The sequence below is a fragment of the Acrocarpospora pleiomorpha genome (genome assembly GCF_009687885.1).
In the GTDB taxonomy this organism is placed as follows: Bacteria; Actinomycetota; Actinomycetes; order Streptosporangiales; family Streptosporangiaceae; genus Acrocarpospora; species Acrocarpospora pleiomorpha.
In genome coordinates, this window is the sequence record NZ_BLAF01000014.1 from 91,962 (window position 1) to 115,631 (window position 23,670).

The 23,670-nt window shown below is 70.6% G+C and carries 24 protein-coding genes; 1 reads left to right on the plus strand and 23 read right to left on the minus strand.

What is annotated here, in order from left to right; all coding sequences use genetic code 11:
• Positions 1-20 precede the first annotated feature (20 nt).
• From Aple_RS14470 to Aple_RS14485, 4 genes are read right to left on the minus strand one after another with little or no spacing between them, the layout of a single operon-like run.
• A complete protein-coding gene (locus Aple_RS14470) occupies positions 21-1,022 on the minus strand; it encodes a M24 family metallopeptidase (RefSeq protein ID WP_155345095.1) in 1,002 nt (333 codons plus the stop codon).
• Positions 1,019-1,810, minus strand: a complete 792-nt coding sequence (locus tag Aple_RS14475) for an SDR family NAD(P)-dependent oxidoreductase (protein WP_155345096.1) — start codon at positions 1,808-1,810, stop codon at positions 1,019-1,021. The genes Aple_RS14470 and Aple_RS14475 overlap by 4 nt, the downstream gene beginning before the upstream one ends.
• Before the next feature lie 11 nt (positions 1,811-1,821).
• Positions 1,822-2,946 (minus strand): mandelate racemase/muconate lactonizing enzyme family protein, encoded by a 1,125-nt coding sequence (locus Aple_RS14480; protein ID WP_155345097.1) that lies wholly within the window; start codon positions 2,944-2,946, stop codon positions 1,822-1,824.
• Between the two features lies 1 nt (position 2,947).
• Entirely contained in the window at positions 2,948-3,853 is a 906-nt protein-coding gene (locus Aple_RS14485) for a dihydrodipicolinate synthase family protein (protein ID WP_155345098.1), read from the minus strand.
• 129 nt (positions 3,854-3,982) lie between these two features.
• Between Aple_RS14485 and Aple_RS14490 the strand changes: the two genes are divergently transcribed.
• Complete coding sequence (locus Aple_RS14490) at positions 3,983-4,696, plus strand: GntR family transcriptional regulator (protein WP_155345099.1); 714 nt, start codon at positions 3,983-3,985, stop codon at positions 4,694-4,696.
• A 171-nt stretch (positions 4,697-4,867) separates the two neighbouring features.
• Here the strand turns inward: Aple_RS14490 and Aple_RS14495 are convergent, their stop codons facing one another.
• From Aple_RS14495 to Aple_RS14585, 19 genes are all read right to left on the minus strand, one after another.
• On the minus strand, positions 4,868-5,794 hold the full coding sequence (locus Aple_RS14495) for a hypothetical protein (RefSeq protein ID WP_155345100.1): 927 nt from the start codon (positions 5,792-5,794) through the stop codon (positions 4,868-4,870).
• Positions 5,795-5,818: 24 nt separating this feature from the next.
• Entirely contained in the window at positions 5,819-6,583 is a 765-nt protein-coding gene (locus tag Aple_RS14500; RefSeq protein ID WP_155345101.1) for an amino acid ABC transporter ATP-binding protein, read from the minus strand.
• The gene (locus tag Aple_RS14505) at positions 6,580-7,488 is read right to left on the minus strand and encodes an amino acid ABC transporter permease (RefSeq protein WP_170321470.1); all 909 of its coding nucleotides are present in this window, start codon (positions 7,486-7,488) and stop codon (positions 6,580-6,582) included. The genes Aple_RS14500 and Aple_RS14505 overlap by 4 nt, the downstream gene beginning before the upstream one ends.
• Positions 7,489-7,597: 109 nt before the next feature.
• A complete protein-coding gene (locus Aple_RS14510; RefSeq protein ID WP_155345103.1) occupies positions 7,598-8,500 on the minus strand; it encodes a transporter substrate-binding domain-containing protein in 903 nt (300 codons plus the stop codon).
• Positions 8,501-8,583: 83 nt separating this feature from the next.
• Positions 8,584-9,993 carry a flavin monoamine oxidase family protein gene (locus tag Aple_RS14515; protein WP_155345104.1) on the minus strand — a complete coding sequence of 470 codons (1,410 nt, stop codon included), beginning with the start codon at positions 9,991-9,993 and terminating at the stop codon, positions 8,584-8,586.
• Between the two features lie 16 nt (positions 9,994-10,009).
• Positions 10,010-11,131 (minus strand): mandelate racemase/muconate lactonizing enzyme family protein, encoded by a 1,122-nt coding sequence (locus tag Aple_RS14520; RefSeq protein WP_155345105.1) that lies wholly within the window; start codon positions 11,129-11,131, stop codon positions 10,010-10,012.
• Between the two features lie 170 nt (positions 11,132-11,301).
• The gene (locus Aple_RS14525; protein WP_170321471.1) at positions 11,302-11,772 is read right to left on the minus strand and encodes a MarR family winged helix-turn-helix transcriptional regulator; all 471 of its coding nucleotides are present in this window, start codon (positions 11,770-11,772) and stop codon (positions 11,302-11,304) included.
• Positions 11,773-11,830: 58 nt separating this feature from the next.
• Positions 11,831-12,688: an ABC transporter substrate-binding protein gene (locus Aple_RS14530; protein WP_170321472.1), complete on the minus strand. Its 858-nt coding sequence runs from the start codon at positions 12,686-12,688 to the stop codon at positions 11,831-11,833.
• Complete coding sequence (locus tag Aple_RS14535; RefSeq protein WP_155345108.1) at positions 12,685-13,713, minus strand: ABC transporter substrate-binding protein; 1,029 nt, start codon at positions 13,711-13,713, stop codon at positions 12,685-12,687. The genes Aple_RS14530 and Aple_RS14535 overlap by 4 nt, the downstream gene beginning before the upstream one ends.
• Positions 13,710-14,507 (minus strand): amino acid ABC transporter ATP-binding protein, encoded by a 798-nt coding sequence (locus Aple_RS14540; RefSeq protein WP_281361559.1) that lies wholly within the window; start codon positions 14,505-14,507, stop codon positions 13,710-13,712. Before Aple_RS14540 ends, Aple_RS14535 begins: the two co-directional genes overlap by 4 nt.
• A complete protein-coding gene (locus Aple_RS14545; RefSeq protein ID WP_155345109.1) occupies positions 14,504-15,448 on the minus strand; it encodes an amino acid ABC transporter permease in 945 nt (314 codons plus the stop codon). The genes Aple_RS14540 and Aple_RS14545 overlap by 4 nt, the downstream gene beginning before the upstream one ends.
• Positions 15,445-15,837 carry a PaaI family thioesterase gene (locus tag Aple_RS14550; RefSeq protein WP_155345110.1) on the minus strand — a complete coding sequence of 131 codons (393 nt, stop codon included), beginning with the start codon at positions 15,835-15,837 and terminating at the stop codon, positions 15,445-15,447. The genes Aple_RS14545 and Aple_RS14550 overlap by 4 nt, the downstream gene beginning before the upstream one ends.
• Positions 15,834-16,937, minus strand: a complete 1,104-nt coding sequence (locus Aple_RS14555) for an aminotransferase class V-fold PLP-dependent enzyme (protein WP_155345111.1) — start codon at positions 16,935-16,937, stop codon at positions 15,834-15,836. Before Aple_RS14555 ends, Aple_RS14550 begins: the two co-directional genes overlap by 4 nt.
• A complete protein-coding gene (locus Aple_RS14560) occupies positions 16,930-17,667 on the minus strand; it encodes an enoyl-CoA hydratase/isomerase family protein (protein ID WP_155345112.1) in 738 nt (245 codons plus the stop codon). Before Aple_RS14560 ends, Aple_RS14555 begins: the two co-directional genes overlap by 8 nt.
• The gene (locus Aple_RS14565; protein WP_170321473.1) at positions 17,664-18,821 is read right to left on the minus strand and encodes a CaiB/BaiF CoA transferase family protein; all 1,158 of its coding nucleotides are present in this window, start codon (positions 18,819-18,821) and stop codon (positions 17,664-17,666) included. The genes Aple_RS14560 and Aple_RS14565 overlap by 4 nt, the downstream gene beginning before the upstream one ends.
• Positions 18,818-19,792, minus strand: coding sequence for a transporter substrate-binding domain-containing protein (locus Aple_RS14570; RefSeq protein WP_155345114.1), 975 nt, complete (start codon positions 19,790-19,792; stop codon positions 18,818-18,820). The genes Aple_RS14565 and Aple_RS14570 overlap by 4 nt, the downstream gene beginning before the upstream one ends.
• 108 nt (positions 19,793-19,900) lie before the next feature.
• Positions 19,901-21,082: a M20 metallopeptidase family protein gene (locus tag Aple_RS14575; protein WP_246264464.1), complete on the minus strand. Its 1,182-nt coding sequence runs from the start codon at positions 21,080-21,082 to the stop codon at positions 19,901-19,903.
• On the minus strand, positions 21,079-22,212 hold the full coding sequence (locus Aple_RS14580; RefSeq protein ID WP_155345115.1) for an amidohydrolase family protein: 1,134 nt from the start codon (positions 22,210-22,212) through the stop codon (positions 21,079-21,081). Before Aple_RS14580 ends, Aple_RS14575 begins: the two co-directional genes overlap by 4 nt.
• Complete coding sequence (locus Aple_RS14585; RefSeq protein WP_155345116.1) at positions 22,202-23,491, minus strand: glutamine synthetase family protein; 1,290 nt, start codon at positions 23,489-23,491, stop codon at positions 22,202-22,204. Before Aple_RS14585 ends, Aple_RS14580 begins: the two co-directional genes overlap by 11 nt.
• Positions 23,492-23,670: the final 179 nt, after the last annotated feature.

Consider the following 23,670-nt stretch of genomic DNA (forward strand, 5'->3'; position numbering starts at 1 on the left):
CGGCCGCCGTCCGTCCCCGCTCACGGCTCGAGGCTGAGGCTGTGCGAGGTCAGCAGGCTGGCCCCGCCCTCCTCGATCAGCATCAGGTGCTCGACCCGGACCCCGTAGCCGTCGAGGTACGCGCCAGGCTCCAGGGCGAGGACCGCGCCCGCTTGAAGCACGACCTTCGACGCCGGGTCGAACAGGGGAAAGTCCTGCTGCTTGTAGCCGATGCCGTGGCCGGTCATATGGGGATATTCGTATCCTCCCTCGGCCATCACACCCCGTACGGCGCGGTCGACGTCACCCACGACGGCTCCCGGCCGCAGCATCGAGATGCCGAGATCCAGGGCACGCATCGCATGGTCGTGCAGGCGCCGCACCTCGCGGGGCACGGGTCCGAGGACGGTCGTCGAGCACGAGTCGCCCCAGATCCCGTCCAGCAGCGGCGCGAAGTCGAAGATGACCGTCTCGCCGGGGCGCACGCGGCGTCCGGTGGGGGGAAGGCCGACCTGCTCGCAACGGTCACCGAACATCAGGTCGACGATCGCGGCCGCGGGGGCCGTATGGGCGGTCAACTCGGCGTTGACGGCGTCGAACAGTTCCAGCTCGGAGATCCCGGACCGGATGTGGCGGCGGAGCGCGTCCTGCCCCTGGCTCGCGTACCGGGCGGCGGCGCGGATCCGCTCCAGGTCGGCCGGCCCATGGGTGAGCCGGCGCCCCGCCAGAAAGGCGGCGACATCGACGAGGGGATGTCCGCGCAGCACGGGTTCCAGGGACGCGGGCAGCGCCGCGGTCTCGACCGCGATCACGTGGCCGGCCTGCTGAGCGACGGTACGGACACCCGGATGGACCAGTCGCAGGGTCTCGTCGTCGACGAGGGCGACCGTGCCGATCTCCACGTCCTGACCGCCGAGCCAGCGCACGCTGGCGTGATCGGTGGCGATGAGGACCTGCGCCCCCACCTCACGCAGATGTTCGCGCACGTCGTCATGTCGCCCGGCGAGCACGTGCTCCCATTCGTCCCGCGAGTCGGAGATCATGCGGTCAGGACCCCCGCGGCCAGGACGCCGCCGTCGCAGGTCAGATTGGCGCCGGTGATGTAGCCGGCCTCGGGTCCGAGCAGCCACAGCGCGGCGCGCGCGGGCTCCTCGGGGTCGGCCAGGCGGCCGAAGGGCACCTCCTCGTTGATCTTCACCCGGGTGCTCGCCAGGTCCTCCGGCGCGACGTTGGCCCACATCAGCTCGGTCTCGGTCGCGCCCGGCGTCACCGCGTTGACGCGGATGCCCGCGCCCGCGTACTCGACGGCGAGCGCCCGGACGAGCGAGCTGACGCCACCTTTGGAGGCCGCGTACGCCGCAGCGCCACCCACGCGCGGGGCGACGAAGCTCCACGGCGACGAGACGCAGACGATCGCGCCGGGGTGGCCGGACTCGCGGAAGGAGCGGATGGCCGCGCGGCAGGTCAGGAACGTGCCGGTGAGGTTGGTCTCGAGCACCTTCTGCCAGGTCTCCATCGACAGCTCGTGGCTGGGGGCCCCGGTGTCGATGCCGGCACTGCAGATCGCACCGGTGACCGGGCCGAGCGCGGCCGAAGCGCGGGCGAAGGCCGCCTCGACGTCGCCTTCGACGCGCACATCGCACTCGGCGAAGAGCAGGTCGCCCGCCTTCTCGGCGGCCGACCACTCGCCGGTCGGCGCGCTCGGCGGGGCGAGCCCGAGTGCCGCCACTCGCGCGCCGCGGCGCAGCGCGAGAGTGGCGGCGGCGTGACCGATTCCGCTGCTGGCACCGGTGATGACGACGACGCTGCGCCGGTTGGAATCGGCTGGCATGCTCGGCCCTTTCACAGATCGTCGACGCTCTTGCAGTCGTATTCGGCCAGGGTGGCCCGCTTCATGGCGTCCCAGTCGATCTCCAGGCCGATGCCGTGGCCGTCGGGGGCGCGGACCTCGCCGTTCTCGTCGCAGCGGATCGGGTTCACGATCCCGTACTCGTAGGCGTCGTACGGGATGGGAAGCTCGAAGTAGCTGCTGACGGGCGACGCCAGGCCCACGTGGATGGCGGCCCCCTGGATCAGGGAGTAGCCCCAGCTCTGCTGCTCGGCGGGCAGGCCGAGCGCCTCGGCGATGGCCACCATCTTGCGGGCCTGGGTGATGCCCCCGCTCATCGAGGCGTCGAAGCGCACCGCGTCCCAGGGGAAGCGCGAGACGTGGTGGTAGATCTCCTGCAGGTCCATCAGCCACAGGCCGTGCGGGACGATCGGGATCTTGATGCGCTCGCGCAGCCGGAAGTAGCTGGCCAGGTCGTAGTCGCGGAAGGGCGCCTCGAACCACCGGAAGCCCATCTCCTCCAGGGCCCGCCCGACCTTGACCGCGCCGTTGAAGTCGTAGCGGTTCTCCGCGTCGTGCATGAAGGTGACGGTGTCGCCGAACTTCTTGTGCACCGTCGTGAGCATCTCAAGATCTTTTTCGGGAACGTTCCAGGCGTGGAACTTGATCGCCGTGAAGCCGTCGGCGATCATCTCCTCGACGTGGTCGAGGTAGTCGGCCGTGGTCTCCAGCTCCGCGGTCGAGGCGTACGCGGGGATCGAGTCCCGCGAGCCGCCGAGCATCTTGTACAGCGGGAGGCGGGCCTTCTTGGCGGCCAGGTCCCACAGGGCGATGTCGACGGCCGCGATGGCGCCGGGCGCCGTGGGCGTGATGTACGTGTGCAGGTCGCGCCAGCGCGCCTCGATGTTGGACGGGTCCTTGCCGATGATGTACTGGCCGAGCGTGCGGATCGACTCGAAGGTCGCGAAGTCGTACTCCCCCGAGCCGTAGCTCTGCGTGCACCCGACGCCGACGCCGCCGTCGGAGTCGAAGACCTGCACGATCGTCATCAGCATGAACTGCGGGGGCATGCTCGCCCATGTCGTACGCGGGATGTCGGGGCCGACCCCGATCACGTGGACCCGCTCGATGGTCGCCATGTCAGCCCTTGACCGCTACGCCGGAGGCCCGCAGCACGTCGGCGAGCCGCGCCTTGAAGTCCGCGGGGGCGGGCAGCAGCGGGAGCCGGGGGTTGCCGACCGGCAGGCCCACGACCTCGCAGCCGGCCTTGACCGCGCTCTGGTAGCCCAGTTCCCCCACGGTCGTCATGATCGGCCAGATCCGCTTCCACACCTCCTGGGCCGCCGGGAGGTCCTGCTTCTTGATGATCGCGTCGTACAGCTCGACCGCGAGGCCGGGGAAGAAGTTGGCGGCGCCCCAGACCGAGGCCCGCGCGCCCGAGGTCAGCCCGAAGAAGGTCAGCTTGTCCTCGCCGTTGAACACCTTGAGCTTGTCGGGCATCTCCTGGAACAGCTCGCCCAGCTGCACGGCGTTGGCGCTGCTGTCCTTGGTGAACTTGATGTTCTCAATGGCGGCGAGCTCTTCGAACTGCTCGCGGGTCAGCGGAAGACCGGTGGCCGCGGGCATGTGGTAGTACATGATCGGAATGTTGATGGCGTCGGAGAGGGCCCGGAAGTGCGCCAGCACCTCCGGCCAGGTCACCGGCTCGTAGTACGGCGGGATGACCATCACCGCGGCGGCGCCGTTCCGCTCGGCGTGCCGGCTCAGGTCGATCGTCTCCTTGGTGGTCAGGGCACCGGTGTGCGGAACGACCGGCACCCTGCCGTCGACGACCGAGGAGACGACTTCGGTCACGTCCTTGCGCTCGTCGGTGGTCATGTTCATGAACTCACCGGTGCTGCCGCAGGGGATCACGCCGCCGACGCCGGCGTCGAGCTGGAACTCGACAACCTGCGTGAGCACGGCATCGTCGACGGACTCTCCATCGGCGGTGAAGGGGGTCACGAGCGCGGGGAAGATGCCTTCGAAGATCGGATCGCTGGACACGAGGGCTCCAGGGGTGAGAAGGGCACGTAGTCGATGATAGGATTATAGACAATCGATGATTAGTCAACCCTAGGCGTGGCCGCGATGTTCAGCCACCATTGGACGAAGAATCGGAAACGGAAGGTTTAAATGGCGACCGAGATCAGTCGGCCAGCGGGCGAGGCGTCGCGCCCGACGCGTAGAGCGCACATCCCGGTCCCCTCGCGGCCGCAGCAGATCGCCGACCTGCTGCGTGAAGAGATCGTTTCCGGGACGCTGAAAGCGGGTCAGCAGCTCAAGCAGGACGAGCTTCGCGAAGACTTCGGCGTCAGTCCCGGACCGGTCAGGGAAGCGCTGCGGGTCCTGGAGAACGAGGGCCTGGTGGAGCACTTCCCGAACAGGGGCGTGTTCGTCGCCGACATCTCCGCGACCGACCTGATCGGGGTGCTGATCCCGGTTCGCCTGGCGATCGAGATGTTCGCGGTGACCGCCGCCGCGCCGGCGCTGCGCGCCGGTGGCATCGCCGACCTGGAGAGCCTGATCGAGCAGATGCGCGTCGCCGCGGAGCGCAACGACCGCTTGACCATCAACGAGCTGGACGTGCGCTTTCACGAGACCATCGTCCGCGCGTCCGCTTCGAGCCACGCGTTGCAGCTGTGGCGTAGCGTCCAGCCGCGCATAAGGGCACAGATCTACGCCCTCGCGCCGCGACACCACGCGGCCGATGACATCGTCGACGAACATCAGCAGATCATCGACGCCATTCGCGATGGCGACGACGAGAAGCTGAAGGCCGTCATCACCGAGCACGTCCAGATCACTCCCCTGCGCCTGCTCGGGACGGCGGACCTCGGCGCCGACTGAATCCCGCGCGACCGCCCGGCCCACGGCAGGCCGCGGGCCGGGCGATTCCAGGGTTGCGCGTGCGTCATTGCGATGCTTCGCATCGCGGTTCGGGCGCTCAACCCCGGTGTCTTCCCTCGTCGCTTCGCTCCTCAGTCCAGACACCGGCGCACCCTCACGAACGGCGCGGTTTCATGCCGGGACAGGCACGCCGTCCCGCTTGCCGTCGACCGGTGAGGGCACCGCGCCGGGCCTGCCTCGCCACAGGTGTTCGAGCCCGGCCCGAGCCCGGGTGACCCGCGCTTTCGCCGAGGACGCCACCACGGCGGCCAGGTGGTCACCGGCCGGGTAGAACACCGGGGCGTTACGCAGGCCGAACTTCAAGTGCACGGGAGCGCCGATCCGGACGATCTCGGGGAGATCGTGGTAGCGCATGAAACCGCCGAGGCCGTCCTGACCCTCGATGTACATGTCGAGCGCACCCCGCGTGAGCTGCCGGTACGCGGCAAGATCGCCGAGGGTGGTGTCGCTGGCGATGTTCAGCGAATGCGCCCCCGCCTGCTCCAGCGCGCGGGCGCCGAGCGGGTTGGCGATGCCCATCAGCGCCGACGCCTTGACGATCAGGTCGCCCGGGAGGTCGCCGGCGGCTTGCGCCTGACCGATGAGGGCGATGAGTCCCTCGTCGGCGACGAGGAGGCTGCGCAGCCCGGAATCGACGGCGCGCTCGACGTCTTCCCAGGCGGCGCGCAGTGCGGCGACACCGATATGGCGGGCGCCGAAAATGCCTCCGTCCGCGGTCAGCGCCGACGCGGCGTTGCCGTCCCACGCGGCGCGCGGGCCGATGAACAGGCAGACCTCGACGTTGTGGTCGGCGCCGATGGCCACATACTCGCGCAGTGTGTCGTCGGTGAGAACGGTGATGCCGCTTCCTTGCGAGATTCGGTGCAGCGGCACGCCCTGGCGCTCGCACTCCTGGACGACGACGCGGAACGCCTCGGTGCTTTCCACGCTCGGGATCTCGATTCGGTACTCGCCGCCGTCGCCGAAACGAATCGGGGAGTCGGGCAGACGCTTGCTCGCGAGAGCGAGCTCGTCGAGCACGGCTGGATAGGAGAACATCAGAATCTCTTTCAGTGCGGAGAGCTAGAGGACCTTGCCGAGGAAGTCGCGGACGCGCGCGTTCGTGGCGCCTCTGAAGACGTCCTCGACCGTGCCGTCCTCGACGATCCGGCCGGCGTCCATGAAGACGGCGCGGGCGGCGACCTCGCGGGCGAATCCGATCTCGTGCGTGACGACGATCATCGTCATGCCCAGGTCGCTGAGCCTGCGCATCGTCTCCAGGACCTCGCTGACGAGTTCGGGATCGAGCGCGGAGGTCGGCTCGTCGAACAGCATCACCTTGGGCCGCATCGCCAGGGCGCGGGCGATCGCGACCCGCTGCTGCTGGCCGCCCGACAGCTGCTCGGGCATCGCGTGCGCCTTGTGCGCCATGCCCACGGTCTCCAGCAGCTCCTCGGCGCGGGACCTGGCCTGCTTGCGGTCCAGGCCGAGCACGCCGACCGGCGCCTCCATGACGTTCTGCAGCACGCTCATGTGGGTGAACAGATTGAAGGACTGGAACACCATGCCCACCTCGCGTCGCTGCCGGGCGATCTCACGCTTGGGCAGTTCGACCAGGTGATCACCGCGATGCTCGTATCCCAGCAGTTCGCCGTCGATGAAGACCGCGCCGGACGTCGGCTTCTCCAGATGGTTCAGGCAGCGCAGAAAGCTGGTCTTGCCCGCGCCGGACGGGCCCATGATGCAGACGGTCTGACCACGCTCCACCTGGAGGGTGACGCCGTCGAGGACCAGGTCGTCTCCGTATCTCTTGCTGAGATTGACGGCTTCGAGTACGACGTCGTTCATGCCGGCTTCCCTCCCGCGACGACGCGCGCGGCGTTGCCGAGCTTGCGCGACCGGCGGCGCAGGCGGCGCTCCAGCAAGGACTGCACCGCCGACAGGACGGTGACCAGCACGATGTACCACAAGGTCACGACCACCAGGAGGGGGACGACCTCGTAGGTCAGCTGGTAGATGGACTGCGCGGTGTACATCAGGTCGAACACCGCGATGAACGCGACAAGCGAGGTTCCCTTCAGCATGTTGATCGTGTCGTTGCCCAGCGGCGGGATCGCGATCCTGAGCGCCTGCGGCAGCACCACCCGCCGGTAGATCCTGGCCCTGGTCATCCCCAGCGCGGTGCCGGCCTCCCATTGCCCCGTGGACACCGCGGTGATCGACGAGCGCAGGATCTCGGCCGAGTACGCCGCCTCATTGAGCGCGAAGGCGAGGACCGCCGCCCAGAAGGGCGAGATCAGCGCGTGGGTCTCGCCGGAGATGAGGGTGGGGCCGCCCGGGATGCCGATGGTCAGGGTGGGATAGAACAGCGACAAGTTGAAGGTGATGATGAGCAGCACCAGGACGGGTGTCGATCGGAAGAACCAGACGAACAGCAGCGCCGCCTGACGCAGGGCCCAGTTGCCCGACAATCGCATCAGCGCGATGATGACCGCCAGCACGAGGCCCACGGCCATCGAGACCGCCGTCAAGCCGATCGTCACCCAGACGCCGTTGAGGATCCGGATGTCGAGCATGTAGCGGCCGACGATGTCCCACTGCAACGCCTCGTTGGTGACCACGCTCCACACGGCCAGGGCGAGAACCGCGAGCACCGCGACGGCGATGATCTCGCGCCGGTGGCCGCCCCGTTGCCTGATCGGCAGCCCGGCGAGTTCAACCATGCGCCCGTGTTCGCTAGTCGTACTATGCACCGGGTCTTCCTCGGCCAAGGCGCTGACGGATTCACCGTGCCTGGGATCACTCGGGCGCATGGTTGAACCTTCCTTGTGCATGATCGATTGCAGCGTCAGCGGATCGGGGTCAGTCGGCCGACGGAGGGGTGGGGTTGACCTGCGCGGAGTCCGCAATATTCTCACTTAGGCCATGTTTGGTGAGAATAGCCTCATATGTCCGGTCTTTCATCAGTGCGTCGATCCCCTGCTGGACCACGGTGATGAGCTTGGAGCCCTTGGGGAAGGAGTAACCGGCGTACACCGACAGGATGGACGGGCCGGTCAGTTTCCACTCCTTGCCAAGCTGCTGCTTCTGCTGGCTCAGGAAGTAGCTCAACGTGGAGGTGGGGGCGACCGCGGCCTCCGCCCGCCCGCTGGCCACCGTCAGGTATCCCTCCGGCAGGGAGGGGAGCTGGACCAGTTTGATCGCCTGCTTGCCAGCGGACGTACAGGCATCGGACTTGCGCTGCAGATACTCGGTCGCCTGATCGCCGGTCTGGGACGCGATCGTCTTGCCGCACAGGTCGTCGATCGTGGCTCCGAAGTCCGCCGTGGACTTCAAGGTGATGAAGTTGTACCCGTCGTTGAACTGCGACAGCTGGTCGTAGATCTTCATCCGCTCGGTGGTGATGTTGGTCTGCGTGATGAAGTCGTACTTCTTCTGGTTGAGCCCGAGCAGCATGTTCTCGAAGGACACCTGCTCGATCTTGATGGGGATGCCCAACTGCTTGGACAGCGCCGCGAGAAGTTCGGGGTCCTCACCCTGCGCGGTGCCGTCGACGCCCTTGAAGGACAGGGGCGGCGCGTTGACCTGCACGGCGACCGTGATGCCGTCCCGGAACTCCGCAGGCACGCTCTGGTAGAGAGGAGCGGCGGTGTCTCCTCCGGAGGCGGCGGAGGTTTCGGAGGCGGTGCCGGATGCCGCGCACCCGGTGACGGCCAAGGCCAGCAGCGAGACCGCTGCGAGGGAGAAGTAGGGCTTTTGGTTCATGTGCTCTCCATATGAGGGGTGGCCCCCGAATGTGGTTGGTCGCGCGACGCGGAGGTCACGCAGCCGGCCTAAGGCCAGCTCGTCTACTGGCCTCCTCTCCCGCTGGCGACCTCGGCGGATCGCAGACTCTCCGAGACCCGCAGGACCGCGCGGAGGGAGGATCGCGCGGCCTGCTCCATTCCGCTGAGCGGGTCGAAATAGTCGCCCGCGAGCGCGATGCGGCCATGGTCGAAGCCACGCTCGAGGGCCGGCTGGAACGCGGCGCGGCCAGGCGCGGCGTAGATCGTCCCCAGGGGCCAGCGCTGCACCACCGTCTCGGTGATCTTGCCGCGCAGCTGCGGCACCAGTTCGAGCACCGAGCGCAGGAAGGTGCGCTCGATCACCTCGTCGCTCTCGGCCATCAGCGCGGCGGCGCGCGGGCCGCCGCGGTAGCACATCAGGCTGCCGCCGCTCTTGCGCTCCCCTTCACGGGTCACCTGGGCGTGGTTGAACAGGAAGTCGATCTCATGGCCGGGCGTCGTCACCGCGTAGACGTCGTCGATCGGCAGCGGCCCGGACTCGGAGGTGAAGATCGCCATGCTGAGGAACGCTCCATGGGTGACGTGGCGCAGCGCCTCGTCCAGTGGCGGCGGCACGTCGTCGATGATGTCCCGCGCGATGTGGGCGGGCGTCGCGACGATGACCGACTGGGCGGTGACGGTCCGCCGCCGGCCGTCGTCGAGGAACCGCACCGTGACGTGATCGCCCTGGTCCGTGACCCGCTCGACGGGGGCGCCGACCCGGATGTGGTCGCCGAGTCGGGCGTGCAGCGCGTGGACGACCTCCTCCGTCCCGCCGATCACGACGCGCGCGGTGGCGCCTGGGGCGTCCTTGGGGCCCATCACGTGCGCGCAGCACAGCAGCGCGGTGCCGCTGGAGACCTCGTAGGAGTCGGCGGCGGCGCGGCGGGCGATGCAGTCGAAGATCGACTCGACCCGGCCGTGAAGGGGGCCGAGGTATTCCTCGAACGTCTGGTCGTTGCGGAACTCGACGAGCCTGCGGCGCTGCTTCACCTCATCCGCGGGGGTCTGTGGCTGATGATCCTCGATCCGGTTGACCTGCCTGACGCCGAGCGCGAGTTTGAGGCCCGCCTTGATCATGGAGGCGCGCTCGCGCAGGGTGAGCGGGAGGACGAAGGGCAGCATTTCCACCCGAGCCGGATCGACGATCCTGGCGCCCAATCCCATGCCCGTGACCGATCCCTTGACCTGGCGGACCTCGAGGCCGAGCTCGGTCGCCAGCTGGCCCATGTGGGTGTCGGGGTGCGGGAACACATGAGCTCCGACATTGACCCAGTAGTCGCCGCGGCGCACGGACTTGATGCGCCCGCCGACTCGCTCGTCCGCCTCGAGGATCAAGATCTTGCGATCACGCAGCCGCCAGGCCGCCAGGAGGCCGGCGATACCGCCGCCCACGATGACCACGTCGTAGTCGGTCACAGAGGAGTTGCCCATGGTTCAGCGCCCGCTTTCAGATGGTGACGAGGTACTTCTCGATCGTGGCGTCATCCAGCTCCACACCGAGTCCCGGCTCGGTCGGCACGTAGGCCGTGCCGCCCTCGATGCGTGGGGGGTTGCGCACGAGAGACTTGCTCAGGTCGGTTTCCTCGACGCAGTACTCGAGCATGAGCGCGTTGGGGATCGACGCCAGCAGGTGCAGCGACGCGGCGGTGTTGATGTCGGTGGTGAAGTTGTGGTTGCACACCGGTAGCCCGCGGTCGGCGGCGAGCCGGGCGATCCGCACCGCTTCGGTCAGCCCCACCCGGGTGACGTCGATCTGGACGACGTCCACCCGGCCCTGGTCCATCAGGCGCAGGTAACCCTCGGCGGTGCACTCCTGCTCCCCCGCCGCGATCCGCAGGTCCGTCGCGTCGCTCAGCAGCGCGTAGCCGCGCAGATCTCCTGGCATCAGCGGCTCCTCAAGCCAGAACGGCTGGTACTGCTCGAAGCGGCGGGCCCGGCTCAGCGCGGTCTTGGCGTCCCAGGCCAGGCCGGCGTCGACCATGATGTCGGCCGTCCCGGCGCCCTTCCTGATCGCCGCGACCAGCGCCTCGTCCAGGTCCGGGTCGGGGCCCATGGGTTCCCAGCCGAACTTCATCGCGGTGTATCCGGCATCGGCGGCGGCCGCCGCCCGTTCCGCGTTCTCCTTCGGCGTGAAGGAGAACATGTGGCTGGCGTAGACCCGGTGCTCGGTGGAATAGCCGCCGCCGAGCAGTTCGTAGACCGGCCGCTGAAGGATCTTGCCCTTCAGGTCCCACAGCGCGAGATCCACTCCGGCCATGGCGTGGATGACCGCTCCGCCCCGGCCATAGTAAATGGTGCCGCGGAGCATCTTGTCCCACAGCCTGCTGATCTCCAGCGGGTTCTCCCCCACCAGCAGGTGCCGCAAGCCGCTCACCATCTCATGGGAGTACGGCGCCTCGATGATCGACTTGACCACCAGCGGGCTCGAATCGACCTCGCCGATCCCGGTGATACCCGCGTTTGTGGAAATGCGGACAAGAAGGGTGTCCTGCGAGCTGTCGGTCCGCTCCCGGATCGACGGCATCTTCAGGTAATGAGCCTCGACATCGATGATCTCAAAATCTGACATGGATAGTAGTCTGTAGATAATCGATAGATGGTGTCAAGAGATGCGATCGAAGGGCTACACAGATGAAACATTGCGGCCGAACAGCCCTCGTCACCGGCGCAAACGGCGGAGTCGGCGGCGCGTCAGGGCATGAGGCAGCCGCGCACTACGGGTATTCGGAGCGGGCCGGGTCAGGTGCCTGGCAGGCCGGCGTTGATTCGTTGCACGCAGGCGCGGATGGCGGCCAGCAGGGAGAGGCGGTCCGCCTGGGGGACGCCCTCCAGCATGCGGTTCTCGATCTCGTCGGCGATGAGGTCGCAGCTGGCCGTGACCTCAAGTCCTTTGGGGGTGAGCCGGGTCTCGAGCACGCGCTGATTGTCGTTGGACGGGCTCCGGGAGATCAGGCCGGCCGTGATGAGCGAGGTGAGAACCTGGCTCATCGCCTGGGGTGTCACGTACGCGCGCCGGGCGAGCTGGGCGTTGCTGAGGCCGCTGCGCGCGCGGAGCACGGTCAGGGTCGCGTACTGGTGCGGTGAGAGACCGAGCGGCCTGAGGCCCTGCTCGAGTTCCCGCTGGATGCCGCGATCGAGGCGGCCTATCGCGTACAGCAACCGCAGTTGCTGAGGGGAGACGACATCCTCTGGCTCCCCCGCAGCAGACATCGACACCATCGAAGGGTATAACGGCGGGACGCGACGTCGTCCACGTCCCGCCGCCGTCTCATCGCGCCGCCGCCTCCACGGTGATCGCCTTGGGGATGACGCCGAACCGGTGGAACAGGTCGGCCGCGAACTGCTGCTCGGCCAGGAATCGCCCGTCGACGGCGTGCACGCCCCAGTGCCGCGTGGCCAGCGCGGTGCGCCACGTTTCCGGCGTGCCGCCGCGGCTGCTGCGGGAGAGCAGGGCGGCGACCTCGTCCAGGTGCGCCGCGGCCCACTCCTCGGTGGCGGCGACGGCCGCCACGAACGCGCGGGCCTCGGCGGGGTGCTCGCGCACCCAGCTCCCCCGGCCGAAGAACACCGACCGGTTCTGGACGAGGTCCTGCGTCGGCGCGACGACGCGCACCTCGGCGAGCCGGCGCAGCCCGCTGTAGGCCGGGTCGACCACGAGCCAGCTGTCGGTGCCGGCGGCGAGGAAGTCCTCCCCCTGGGCGGTCGCCGCGATGTCCACGATCGTCACGTCATCCCAGGCCAGACCGGCCCGGTCGACCGCGACGGCGAGGGCGTGCGTCTGCCAGGACCCGACCGTGAAGGCGATGCTGCGGCCGCGCAGGTCGGCCAGGGTGCGGATCGGCGAGTCCGCCGGCACGACGATGCCGCCGGGGTCCGGGTGCGGCTCGGACGCGGCGAGGTAGACGACGTCCAGTTCCCGCGATTGGGCCACGATCGGTGGCGTGGACCCCGTCGCGCCCACGTCGATCACCCCGTCGACGAGCAGTCCGGTGGTGCGTCGCCCGTCGTCGTAGCGGACGAACTGGACGTCTCGGGCGGTCCGCCGCAGCGGCTCCTGCAGGGCGTCGACGTGGCTCAGGATCCAGGTCGCCAGGTTGTTGGGGTGGGTGCCGATGATGATGCTCACGAGATGACCTCCGTCGTCATGTCCTGCGTCGTCGAGTCCTGGGTGAGGTAGGCGTGCGATGCGGCGAGCGGCCCAGGGTCGATCCACTCGTCGATCGAAAAATCGCGGGGAAGCACACCGTGGCGGAGCAGGAACTGTTTCTGGTCCTCGAGATGGCCGATCCACTCCGGCCTGAGCTCGGGTTCCAGGTGGTGGTGCAGCGTGTCGCCGTACGCGCGGGCCACCCCGGCGCGGGTCGAGCCGGTCTCGGCCGCGACAATCCGCGCGGTGTCCTCCGGATGTGCGGCGGCCCACCGCGCCGCCCCGCGCAGCGCCGCGATGTACCGGGCGACGCTGTCGGGCCGCCGGGTCGCGAGGTCCTCGCTGACCGTCAGCGTCCGGGGCGTGCCGTTGTTGACCTGGAGCCGCGGGTCCGCCGTGCGGGTGAGGTCGTGGACGCACAGCAGGTCGTCGCGGGCCATCACGTCGGCTCCGGGTGCGCCCTTGACGTAGGCGGCGTCGCCGAGGCCCGCGCGCAGCGCCGCCACGGTGGCGCTGTAGAAGCCGTCGGCGCCGGTGTCCTCCGTCTTCGGCAGCGGGGCGGGGGCGTCGACGAGCTCCACGTCCGCCAAGGAGAGGCCGGCGTCTCGCAGGGCGGCGTCGAACCCGCGCAGGGCCATGGCCCGGAAGAAGTCCACGCGGTCGCCGCCGTGGGTGGGCAGGATGAGCCGCCGGCCCGCCAGGTCCCTCGGGCCGGTGATCCCGCTGCCCCGGCGGGTGACGATCGCCTGTAGCTCGGGAACCCAGGTCAGGCCGACCAGGCGGGTGCGCTCGCCGCGGGACCGCGCCCACAGCGCCGGCACGTTGCCGCCCTCGCGGAACAGAGCCGGCAGGCGGTGGTCGAAATGCGCCTCCGCGGCACCGGCCAGGCGCAGCGGGGCCACGGCCAGACCGGCGGCGGCGAGCGACGCCGCCAGCCGCCCGGTGTCGAGCGCGATCCCGGACGCCGTCGGCACGGGGCACCGCGTGTACCAGATGGTGCTCATATCGACTCCTTCGTCATGAGCTCGGGGCGGGCCAGGCGGCCCAGGAAGGCGCGGGTACGCGCGTGGCGGGGCGCGGTCAGGACGGGCTCCGGCGGGCCGAGTTCGAGGATGCGGCCCTCGTCGACGAAGGCGACCCGGTCGGCGATGTCCCGGGCGAAGGCCAGCTCGTGGGTCACGACGAGCATCGTCATGCCACGGCCCGCGAGGGTCTGGATGGTCTGCAGAACCTCGGCGACGAGTTCGGGATCCAGCGCGCTGGTCGGCTCGTCGAACAGCATGACCTTCGGCCGCATCGCCAGCGCCCGGGCGATCGCGACCCGTTGCTGCTGGCCGCCGGAGAGCTGGCGCGGATAGCTGTGCTCCCGGCCCGCGAGGCCGACCTGGGCCAGCAGCTCCCCCGCCCGCTCCGCCGCTTCGGCCCGGGACAGGCCGCGGACCGAGATCGGCGCTTCGACGATGTTCTCCAGAGCCGTGAGGTTCGGGAACAGGTTGAAGCTCTGGAACACCATGCCGACGTCGGCCCGCTGGCGGCGGATCCTGCGCTCGGGGAGGGCCCGCAGCCGGCGGCCGTCCGGGCGGTAGCCGATCAGCTCGCCGTCGATCTCGACGAATCCGGCGTCGGGCGCTTCGAGGTGGTTGACGCAGCGCAGCAGCGTGCTCTTACCCGACCCCGAGGCTCCGATGAGGCAGACCACCTCGCCGCGCGCGACCTCCAGGTCGACTCCGCGCAGCACGGGCGTACCGGCATAGCTTTTGTGCAGGTCGACCAGGCGGATCATGGGTCGCTCGCTCATCGGCTCCTCCAGGCCGCCCGTACCCGATGCCACGGAGACGGCGGCGGGCGCCGCGCTCCCCGGGCGAAATGGCGCTCGACGTAGTACTGCGCGACCGAGAGCAGCGAGGTGACGATGAGGTACCACGCCGTGGCCACGGTCAGCAGCGGCACGATCGCGTACGTGCGGTTGTAGATGAACTGCACGGAGTAGAGGAGGTCGTTCACGGCGATCACGCTCACCATCGAGGTGCCTTTGAGCGTGCCGATGAGCAGGTTGCCGGTCGCGGGCACGATGCTGCGCATGGCCTGGGGCAGCACGACCCGGCGGAAGATCCTCGACCGGCGCAGTCCGAGCGCGTTGCCGGCCTCGACCTGGCCTGGATCCACCGCGAGGATGCCGCCGCGGATGATCTCACCGGCGTGCGCCGCCTCGTGCAGCGTCAGCCCGAGCAGGGCCGCGGTCGTGGCGCTGATCAGGTCGTTGGCGCTGCCCGAGAGGAGCGTCGGCCCGCCGGGGATCCCCAGCGAGAGGGTGGGATAGAGGTAGCCGATGTTGAACCAGAACAGCAGCTGCACCAGGACGGGCACCGACCGGAAGAACCAGACGTACGCCCAGCTGATCGCCCGCAGGACGGGATTGGCGGACAGGCGCATGGCGGCCACGGCGATGCCGGCGACGAATCCGGTCGTGGTGACGGCCACGGTGAGCCACACGGTCAGCCAGAGTCCTTCCAGCACCGGCGTGGCCAGGAAGTACTCCGCGACGACGTCCCACTCCATGGCGGGGTTGCGGGCCAGGGACCAGGCGCCCGCCGCCACGATCGCCAGGGCGACGGAGCCGGCCACCCACCGCCCCGGGTGCCGGCGGCCGGCCAGCGCCGGCGTATCCGGCCGGGGCGGTCCGGGCTCGGAGCCGATCTCCGCCGGATGAGCGGCGTGCTCGACGTTCGGGGCGCTCATCGCGGTGTCTCGGGGACGATGAGGCAGGTCACCCGGGCGGTGCACACCTGCTCGCCGGCGTCGTCGGTGATGACGACGTGGTAGCTCGCCACCCGCCGTCCCAGGCGGATGGCGGTGGCCACCGCCGTGACGCTCCCGTCGCGTACCGAACGGTGGTGGGTGGCGTTGAGCTCAAGACCGACGGCGGTCGCGCCGAGTTCGGCGGCGTGCAGGGTGGCGGCGAGGGAGGCGATGCTCTCGGCCAGCATGCACGAGGCCCCGCCGGCGAGCAGTCCCCTGGGCTGCCGGTTGCCGGACACGGGCATCCGGGCGGTGACGCGCGACGGAGCCGCGGACAGCACCTCGATGCCGAGGCGGTCGCGCAGCAGTGGTTCGTCGAGCATGCTCATCGGGTGGTCACCGCCTTGTCCAGGGTCAGCCTCTCGACGGCCTCGACCGCGAAAGCGAGCTCGCTTCCGGTGGTGAACGGACCGCAGGACAGGCGTACGGCGTCGATCTCGGCGATGCCCCGGGTGGCGATCCGCCGGCCGCCCAGCGCCGTGGCGACGGCGAGCGGGTCGGCGCCGGGGAGCCGGAACGCGACGAGACCGGCGTGCGGCGCCGGCGTGAGCACCTGGATGCCCGGGATGCCGGCGAGCCGACTGCGGGCGAGCGCCGCGCCCAGCCGCACCGCGTCGAGAAGACGTTCGTGGCCATGCTCCTCGCGCCACCGCACGGCGGCGCGCAGGCCCGCCCAGAGCATCGCCGACTTCGTGCCGGATTCGAAGGCGGACGCGGGCCGGTGGTGCGCGCCGCGGGTGACCACCAGGGCGCCGGTGCCCTCGGGGCCCAGCAGCCATTTCTGCCCGGGGAAGGCGTAGAAGTCGGCGCCCAGCGCGTGGACGTCGACGTCGAGCGCGCCGACTGCCTGGGCGCCGTCGACGAGCACCCGCGCACCCCGCGCCCCTGCGGCGATCCGCTCGATCGGGAGTACGGCTCCCGCGCCATAGGTGACGTGGGAGACGACGATCAACCGGACCCCTTCGGCCGCGGCGATCACGCTCGATCCGATCTCCTCGGGCGCCTGGCCGCTCGTACCGGCCAGGACGAGGCGCAGGTCGTGCCGGCGCGCGGTGGCGCGCACCGCGGCCAGGACGTCCGGGTGTTCGAGGGAGGTCGTCAGGACACGGTCGCCGGGAGACCACGGGATCGACGCCAGGACCTGCTCGATGCCGTCGGTCGTGCCACTGGTCAGGGCGATCTCTCCGGCGTCGGCGCGGACGAGGCCGGCCAGCAGGGCGCGGGCCTGCTCGAATCCTTCGGCGATCCGGGCGAATCGCCGGCCGGAGGCGCGTCCTCTCGCCAGGTCGGTGTCGAGCACGGCGACCATCGCGTCGCGTACCTGGCGGGGCAGCGGGCCGACGGTCCCGGTGTTCAGGTAGACCAGCCCGTCCAGCGCGGGAATGTCGGCCCGGACCGCGGCCACGTCTAGCCCGGTGCGCTCATCCATCGGAGCCGTCCGGGTGGTTCGCCGCGTGCAGGGCCTCGTCGGCGGCCTCGACCGCGTCCGCGAAGGTCACCGGGGCCGTGCGCAGCCTGCGCAGCCACGCGTGCGTGGCGGCGAGGGCGGCGGGCTCGAGCGAGGCGATCCCCCGGGCGATGGCGACGGCGGTCGCGCGCTCCTCGCCGGCGGGGACCAGGCGGGCGGCCAGACCGGCCGCGACCGCCTCGTCGGCCGACAACCAGCGCGAGGTGAGCAGCAGGTCGGCGGCGAGTTGCGGCCCGACCCGCGAGTGCACCAGCCAGGCGCCCAGGATGCCGGGCAGCCCCGCGCTGAGCTCGGGCAGGCCCAGGCGTGCCCCAGGTCCGACGACCAGGAGGTCGCAGTGCAGCGCGAGCTGCAGCGACGCTCCCGCGGCGATGCCGTGGACGGCGGCGATCGTCGGCAGCGCGTAGTCGCTCAACGCCCGCTGCAGCCCGATCATGAGTTCCTGCTGCTCGTCACGTTCCGCTGGGGTCTGCTCGGCCAGTTCGCGCACGTCGATGCCGGCGCCGAAGGCCCGCTCGCCCGCGCCGGTGAGGACCACCGCGCGGGTCGTGGCGTCCCCGGCGAGCAGGACCAGGGCATCGGTGAGATCGCGGGCGAGCCTGCGTGAGATGGCGTTGAGCCGTTCGGGTCGCGCCATCTCCAGGACGACCACGCCGCCCTCCAGGGCTTCCGATCGCAGGACAGCACTCATGCGGGCTCCCCTGCGGGTTCGAGGATCACGGTCGTGTGCTCGCCGGTTCGCGGCACTCGGCGGCCGAGTGCCGTGTCGTCCCAGTCCGAGAACCGCAACGGCGACCGGACCACGCGGATCGCACTGCCGTCGACGTCCTCGGCGTCCAGGATGGACTCCCGCTCCCCGTCCCCGACGACCTCGGCGTACGTCCGGATGCGGCCGGCGGTGAGTCCCGCCGAGGCGAACAGCCGCAGCCAGTGGTCGACCGGATGTTCCCGCAGGACCTCTTCGATCGCCGCGGTCAGCGCCTCCCGATGCGTGACGCGGGCGTCCGCGGTGCCGAACCGCGGATCGTCCCGCCAGTGCGGGCGTCCCACCAGCTCGCACAGCCGCGCCCAGTGCCGGGGCAGGTGGGCGGAGATGACGAGCGGGCCGTCCGCGGCCCGGAACACGTCGGCGGGCGCGGCGTACGGCGCGCGGTTGCCGGCCCGTTCCGGCTCCTCGCCGGACGCCAGGTACTCGGCCAGCGGCTGGGCCTGCAGGTGCAGCCCGACGTCGAGCATCGACACGGTCACCTCCTCGGGCGCACTGCCGCGTTCGCGGCCGAGGAGGGCGCTGACGACGCCGAGCGCCAGCACGTACGCCGAGGCCGCGTCGATGATGGGCACGCCGACCTTCGTCGGGGACCCATCGGGCTCGCCGGTGACCGACATGAGGCCGGACTCGGCCTGCAGCACGATGTCGACCCCGCCGCGGTCGCGGTCGGGCCCGGACTCGCCGAAAGCCGACAGCCGCGCCACCACCAGCCGGGGGTTGCGGGCGCGCAGCTCCCGCGCGCCCAGCCCGAGCCGTTCCATCGTCCCGGGGCGGAACGAGGAGATCACCGCGTCCGCGCCCGCGCACAGGCGCAGCGCGTCCGAGCGGCCTCCGGGATCTTTCAGGTCCAGCGCGACCGAGCGTTTGTGCACGTTGTACGCGGCGAAGGACGGTGCGGTCTGGCCGTGCTCGACCCGGCGCGAGCGCGCGCCGCGCATCGGATCGCCGGTGACGTCCTCCACCTTGATCACGTCCGCGCCCAGCGCGGCGAGCAGATCGCCGGCGCACGGGCCGGCGATCAACCGGCTGAAGTCGACGATCACGCAGCCGGACAGCGGCCCCGCGGCGGTGCTCAACCCGCGAACCCCGTTCCCTGGTCTCCGATGTTCACCTCGGGGCCGAGCTTGTTGCCGGCGACGCCCCAGCGCTCGAACGCCTTGTCGTAGTAGCCGTCCGCGCGCAGCTTCTGGAGCGCGCCGAGGACCGCGTCGCGCAGGCCGTCCTGCCCCTTGGGAAGGGTCCAGCCGAGGACGAGCGTGCCGGCCTCGGGCAGCTGGACGGCGTCGACGGGCTTGCCCTGGGACTGGTCCCACACCACGTTGAAGTCGCTGCCGACGTAGCTGTCGATCCGGCCCGAGATCAGCGCGAGCTGCATGGACGGGATGTCCTCGAAGCTCGACAGGACGGGGTTCTCCGTACCCGCTTTCCGGCATACGTCCTGCAGGATCGACAGCACCGAGAACGAGCCCTTGACCTCGCCGAACTTCTTGCCGCAGACGTCGGCGGCCGACTTGATGGCGGCCGGGTTGCCCTTCTTGACCATGAGGACGTTGCGGGACAGCAGCGTGTCGATGAAGTCGTACTTCGCCTCCCGCTCCTTGGTGTCGCCGTTGGTCGAGGTGGTCAGGTCGATCCGCTTGGAGTCGAGGGCGAGCAGCTGGGCCGCTGTGCTCGGGTAGTTCTCCGACTCGAATTTCACGCCGAGGAGCTGCTCGACCGCGAGGATGAGGTCGGCGTTGAGCCCTTTCACCTCGTCGGAGTTCTCGCCGGGGAAGTTGATCGGCGGAAGGCCGACACTCGTGGCGGTCCGCACCAGACCGGAGTCGAGAACGCTTGTGGGGAGCTTGGCGCGCAGGTCGGGATCGGCCTTGTAGTCGGGGGCGAGCTGCGCCTGACCGGACAGGCTCGCCGGCTGGCTCGCCGGGGCTGCCTCGCCGGCGTTCGTCGAGGTCTCGGCCGACCCGCAAGCGGTCAGGCCGGCGAGTGTGAACGACACGAGCCCGATGGTCAGACGGCGGCGCACGCGCGGCGTCAAGGAGGAGTGCATGGCGATCTACTTCCAGTAAAACCAGTCGGCAATGTAGGGAATTAGATCAATATAAAGGGCCTTGATATCTGCGGCAAAGCCGTCTCAGCATGCGGACTAGCTGGGCGATTACTCGGCTTCGGCGGCGGCGAGGTATCCGGCCAGCATGGCCAGCGCCACGTCGGTCACGGCCTCGTCCGGGGGCAGGAAGTCGGCCCCGTGCAGGCGGACCCGCTCGCCGGTGCCCACCCCGACGAACATCATCAGGCCGGGCAGCGCCGTCGACAAGTAGGAGAAGTCGTCGGCGCCGAAGGAGAGCATCGGCCGGGACGGGGTTAATCCCAGCCCGGCCAGTTCGGCGCCCGCCCGCGCGGCCAGCCGGGAGTCGTTGTGCAGCACGGGCTCGCCCCGGGTGATGGTCACCTCGGCGGTGCAGCCGTGCGCGCGGGCGAGCAGGTCGGCGACCTCGCCCAGCTGGGTGTGCACCTGCTCGCGGGTGGCCTCGTTCATCGCCCGTACGGTCCCGGCCGCCACCGCCTGGTCGGGCACCACGTTGGCCGCGCTGCCCGCGCGCAGCGTGGAGACGCCCAGCACGGCCGAGCTGATCGGGTCCACGTTCCGGCTGACGATGTGCTGGAGCCCGATGATGACGTGCGCGAGCGCGAGCACGGGATCGCTGGTCAGATGCGGGTAGGCGGCGTGGCCGCCGTGCCCGCGCACGGTGAGGATGAACTCGTCGGCGGCGGCGTTCACGGTGCCGGGGGTGGCGGCCACCTCGCCCCTCGGGAGGGTGGGCTGGACGTGCGCGCCGATGATCGAGGTCAGCTGGTGCTCGCGCAGCAGCGCCGACCCGGCGATGTCGCGGGCGCCGGACGGGTAGGTCTCCTCGCGCGGCTGGAGCACCGCCACCAGCGGCTGCGCGCCCGGAGTGGCGGCGACGGCCCGGCACAGGGCGACCAGCGCGGCCAGGTGCACGTCGTGGCCGCAGGCGTGCATGCACCCCACCCGGGTGGACGCCCACGGCACGCCGGTCCGCTCGGTCACGGCCAGCGCGTCCAGCTCGGCGCGCACGCCCACGGCCGGGCCGGGACCGCCGATCCGGACCAGCGCGCCGGTCCCCGCCACCAGGTCGACCGGATGGCCGGCGAGTTCGGCCAGGACCAGGTCCCGGGTCGGGCCCTCGGCTCCGGAGGGGTCGGGCGCGGCGTGCAGGCGGCGGCGCAGCTCGACCGCCGCGGGCAGCTCCTCGTGCAACGCGCCTTTCAGGCGGTCGGCCAGGCCGGTGACGATGAGGGGAATCGACTCGGTCACGGGGTGGGCTCCAGGCCGTAGACGCGCAGCGCGTTGGTGACTCCGATCATGGTGGCGACCCGGATGGCGTCCGCTGAGGTCCACTCGCCGGCGTCCACCCACCCGCGCAGCGCCCGGCCCAGACCGCGCCGGAACAGGTGCGCGCCGAGGTGGTGCAGCTCGGCGGGCCCCCACGCGTCGGAGGAGAAGAGGATCTTCGAGAAGGGGGCCAGCTCCAGCGACTCGGCGATCACGGCGTCGGAACGGCTGCCGGTGTAGTTCACGCCGAGCCCGACGTCGAAGTAGACGTGCGGGAACACCTGGGCGAGGTAGCCCGCGTTGCGCTGGTAGGGATAGCAGTGCAGGAGCAGCACGTCCACGCCGTACGGTTCCACCAGCTTCAGCCAGCGGGTCAGCAGCAGCGGGTCACACAGGTGCAGTTCCACGTCGGGGTCGCCGTAGCCGGTGTGCAACTGGATGGGGAGACCCTGGTCCACCCCGGTCCACAGGCCGAAGCGGAGCAGGACCGGATCCTCCACCCGCGCGGCGCCGTCGGCGAGCCAGCGCCCGGCGGCGGCCACCACCTCACGTTCGGCCGGCGGCTCGGGGGTGAAGGCGAAGCCGTGCCGGTAGGCGACGATGCTCTTCAGCCCGACCGCGTCCGCGCACCGGGCGGCCAGCTCCGCGCGGAACCGATGAGGCAGCTCGGCGGCGCTCACCCCGGTGGCGGCCACCTCCTCCAGGACGCGCTCGATCCGGACGATCTCGGCGACCGGACGGCCCGAGGCCGCGGCCATGCCCGCCACGTCCAGGACCTCGTCGCCCCGGTAACCGGTCTCGACCAGGAACCGCCCGATGCCGCTGGCCGCCAGCAGCCGCCGGTTGACCTCGGCCGCGCCCAGCTCGGCGCGCCTGGCCAGGTAGTCGCCGGGCGAGGCGTGCGCGGGCAGCCCGAGTACGGGGGCGCACCAGCGGCGGATCGCGAAGCCGAGCTGGGAGTCGAACTGCGTCATGAACGCCGGGATCGGCCGGTCGGACTCGGTGATCAGCGTCTCGAAGGCGGTCCGGTCCAGCGGGACGGCAGACGCGCCGTGCACGTGGTGGTCGACCAGCGGCAGGGCGGCCAGGACCGCGTCCAGATCAGTAGGCATCGACGACCTTACGGCAGAGTTCGGCGGCGGACAGGCCGGCCACCTCGGCCAGCTCGGCCCGCCGTACGGCGAGGAAGGCGTCCAGCAGCGTGGGGGGCAGCCAGCCGCGGGCGACCGGGTCGCGCTCCAGCGCGGCCAGCGACGTCTCCAGCGAGCCGGGCAGCGCGGGTTCGCCCGCCAGGTCGGCCTCGGTGGCGCTCTCCGGCCAGACGTGGGCGCGTTCACCGCCGGCCAGCCCGGCCAGCCCGGCGCGGACCAGCGTGCCGAGCACCAGCCAGGGGTTGGCGGTGGCGTCGGCCGCGCGGTACTCCAGGTGCAGCTGGGCGGCCGGTCCCGCACCGCCGATCTCCACCGTGGGCGCGATCCGGAGCAGCGCCTCCCGGTTGCGCTCGGCCAGGAAGACGCCGCCCGCGCTCCACCGGTGCGGGGTGAGCCGCAGGTAGGACACGGGGTTGGGCGCGGTGACCGCCAGCACGGCGGGGGCGTGGCGCAGGATCCCGGCCGCGAACCGCGCCGCGACGTCGGACAGGCGGCCGGGCCCCCCGGCGTCGTACATGACCGGGTCGCCGTCGGCGGCCCGCAGCGAGAAGTGCACGTGAACGCCGTTGCCGACGTCCTCGGGATCGGCGATGGGGGCGAAGGTGGCGCGCCGCCCACGCCGCCGGGCGAGGTCGCGCACCAGCTCGCGGAGCAGGACCGCGCGGTCGGCGGCGACCAGGGCCGGGGCCGGGCGGAGGGTGATCTCGAACTGGCCGGGGCCGTACTCGGGCAGCCAGCACTCCGGTTCCAGGCCCGCGTGTTCCAGCAGCTCGACCAGGTCGGTGCCGAACGGCTCGGCCGTCCGCAGCCGCTGGAAGGAGAACGGGGCCTCGCCGTCCGGCCCGTCGAGCATGAACTCGTGCTCGAAGGCCGCGCGCAGCTCCAGGCCCGCGCTCTCCCGCAGCTCCCGCAGGGCCGCCGCCAGGAACGAACGCGGGCAGCCCGCCCAGGGCACGCCGTCCAGGCCGGTCTGGTCGGCCAGGTAGAGCCGGATGCCGGGCGTCTCGCCGTCGGCGGGCAGCTCGATCGCGCTGGCCGGGTCGGGCAGCAGCCGCAGGTCACCGGTGGAGCCGAACGGGCTGCCCTCGGCGAGATGCCCGAAGCCGGTCAGCGCCAGGTTGGCGGGCACCCAGCCCACCCCCGTCGCCAGGGTCCGCTCCAGCCGTGCCGCCGGGATCGCCCGGCCGCGTACCTGGGCCGCTAGGTCACAGGTCGCCACAAAGGCCGTCCCGGTCATCATCGGCTTTCCTCCCGTGCCGGCCCGACGTCCGCGTGCCAGCGCCCTAGTGAAACATACGATTCATAACTGCAGTCAAGGTATTGATATGAAATCAATCCTGCGTGTAACCTGCCAGACCTGGCGAAATAACCCCAGGTCAGACGGTCGGCCTCAAATCCGGCTCAGGCAGGGAGGCAATT

Bases quoted from the DNA above. Each gene is read 5' to 3' on its own strand.
- Aple_RS14470 (WP_155345095.1), bottom strand. From the start codon at position 1,022: ATGATCTCCGACTCGCGGGACGAATGGGAGCACGTGCTCGCCGGGCGA.
- Aple_RS14475 (WP_155345096.1), bottom strand. From the start codon at position 1,810: ATGCCAGCCGATTCCAACCGGCGCAGCGTCGTCGTCATCACCGGTGCC.
- Aple_RS14480 (WP_155345097.1), bottom strand. From the start codon at position 2,946: ATGGCGACCATCGAGCGGGTCCACGTGATCGGGGTCGGCCCCGACATC.
- Aple_RS14490 (WP_155345099.1), top strand. From the start codon at position 3,983: ATGGCGACCGAGATCAGTCGGCCAGCGGGCGAGGCGTCGCGCCCGACG.
- Aple_RS14495 (WP_155345100.1), bottom strand. From the start codon at position 5,794: ATGTTCTCCTATCCAGCCGTGCTCGACGAGCTCGCTCTCGCGAGCAAG.
- Aple_RS14500 (WP_155345101.1), bottom strand. From the start codon at position 6,583: ATGAACGACGTCGTACTCGAAGCCGTCAATCTCAGCAAGAGATACGGA.
- Aple_RS14510 (WP_155345103.1), bottom strand. From the start codon at position 8,500: ATGAACCAAAAGCCCTACTTCTCCCTCGCAGCGGTCTCGCTGCTGGCC.
- Aple_RS14515 (WP_155345104.1), bottom strand. From the start codon at position 9,993: ATGGGCAACTCCTCTGTGACCGACTACGACGTGGTCATCGTGGGCGGC.
- Aple_RS14520 (WP_155345105.1), bottom strand. From the start codon at position 11,131: ATGTCAGATTTTGAGATCATCGATGTCGAGGCTCATTACCTGAAGATG.
- Aple_RS14525 (WP_170321471.1), bottom strand. From the start codon at position 11,772: ATGTCTGCTGCGGGGGAGCCAGAGGATGTCGTCTCCCCTCAGCAACTG.
- Aple_RS14535 (WP_155345108.1), bottom strand. From the start codon at position 13,713: ATGAGCACCATCTGGTACACGCGGTGCCCCGTGCCGACGGCGTCCGGG.
- Aple_RS14540 (WP_281361559.1), bottom strand. From the start codon at position 14,507: ATGAGCGAGCGACCCATGATCCGCCTGGTCGACCTGCACAAAAGCTAT.
- Aple_RS14545 (WP_155345109.1), bottom strand. From the start codon at position 15,448: ATGAGCGCCCCGAACGTCGAGCACGCCGCTCATCCGGCGGAGATCGGC.
- Aple_RS14550 (WP_155345110.1), bottom strand. From the start codon at position 15,837: ATGAGCATGCTCGACGAACCACTGCTGCGCGACCGCCTCGGCATCGAG.
- Aple_RS14555 (WP_155345111.1), bottom strand. From the start codon at position 16,937: ATGGATGAGCGCACCGGGCTAGACGTGGCCGCGGTCCGGGCCGACATT.
- Aple_RS14560 (WP_155345112.1), bottom strand. From the start codon at position 17,667: ATGAGTGCTGTCCTGCGATCGGAAGCCCTGGAGGGCGGCGTGGTCGTC.
- Aple_RS14570 (WP_155345114.1), bottom strand. From the start codon at position 19,792: ATGCACTCCTCCTTGACGCCGCGCGTGCGCCGCCGTCTGACCATCGGG.
- Aple_RS14580 (WP_155345115.1), bottom strand. From the start codon at position 22,212: ATGCCTACTGATCTGGACGCGGTCCTGGCCGCCCTGCCGCTGGTCGAC.
- Aple_RS14585 (WP_155345116.1), bottom strand. From the start codon at position 23,491: ATGATGACCGGGACGGCCTTTGTGGCGACCTGTGACCTAGCGGCCCAG.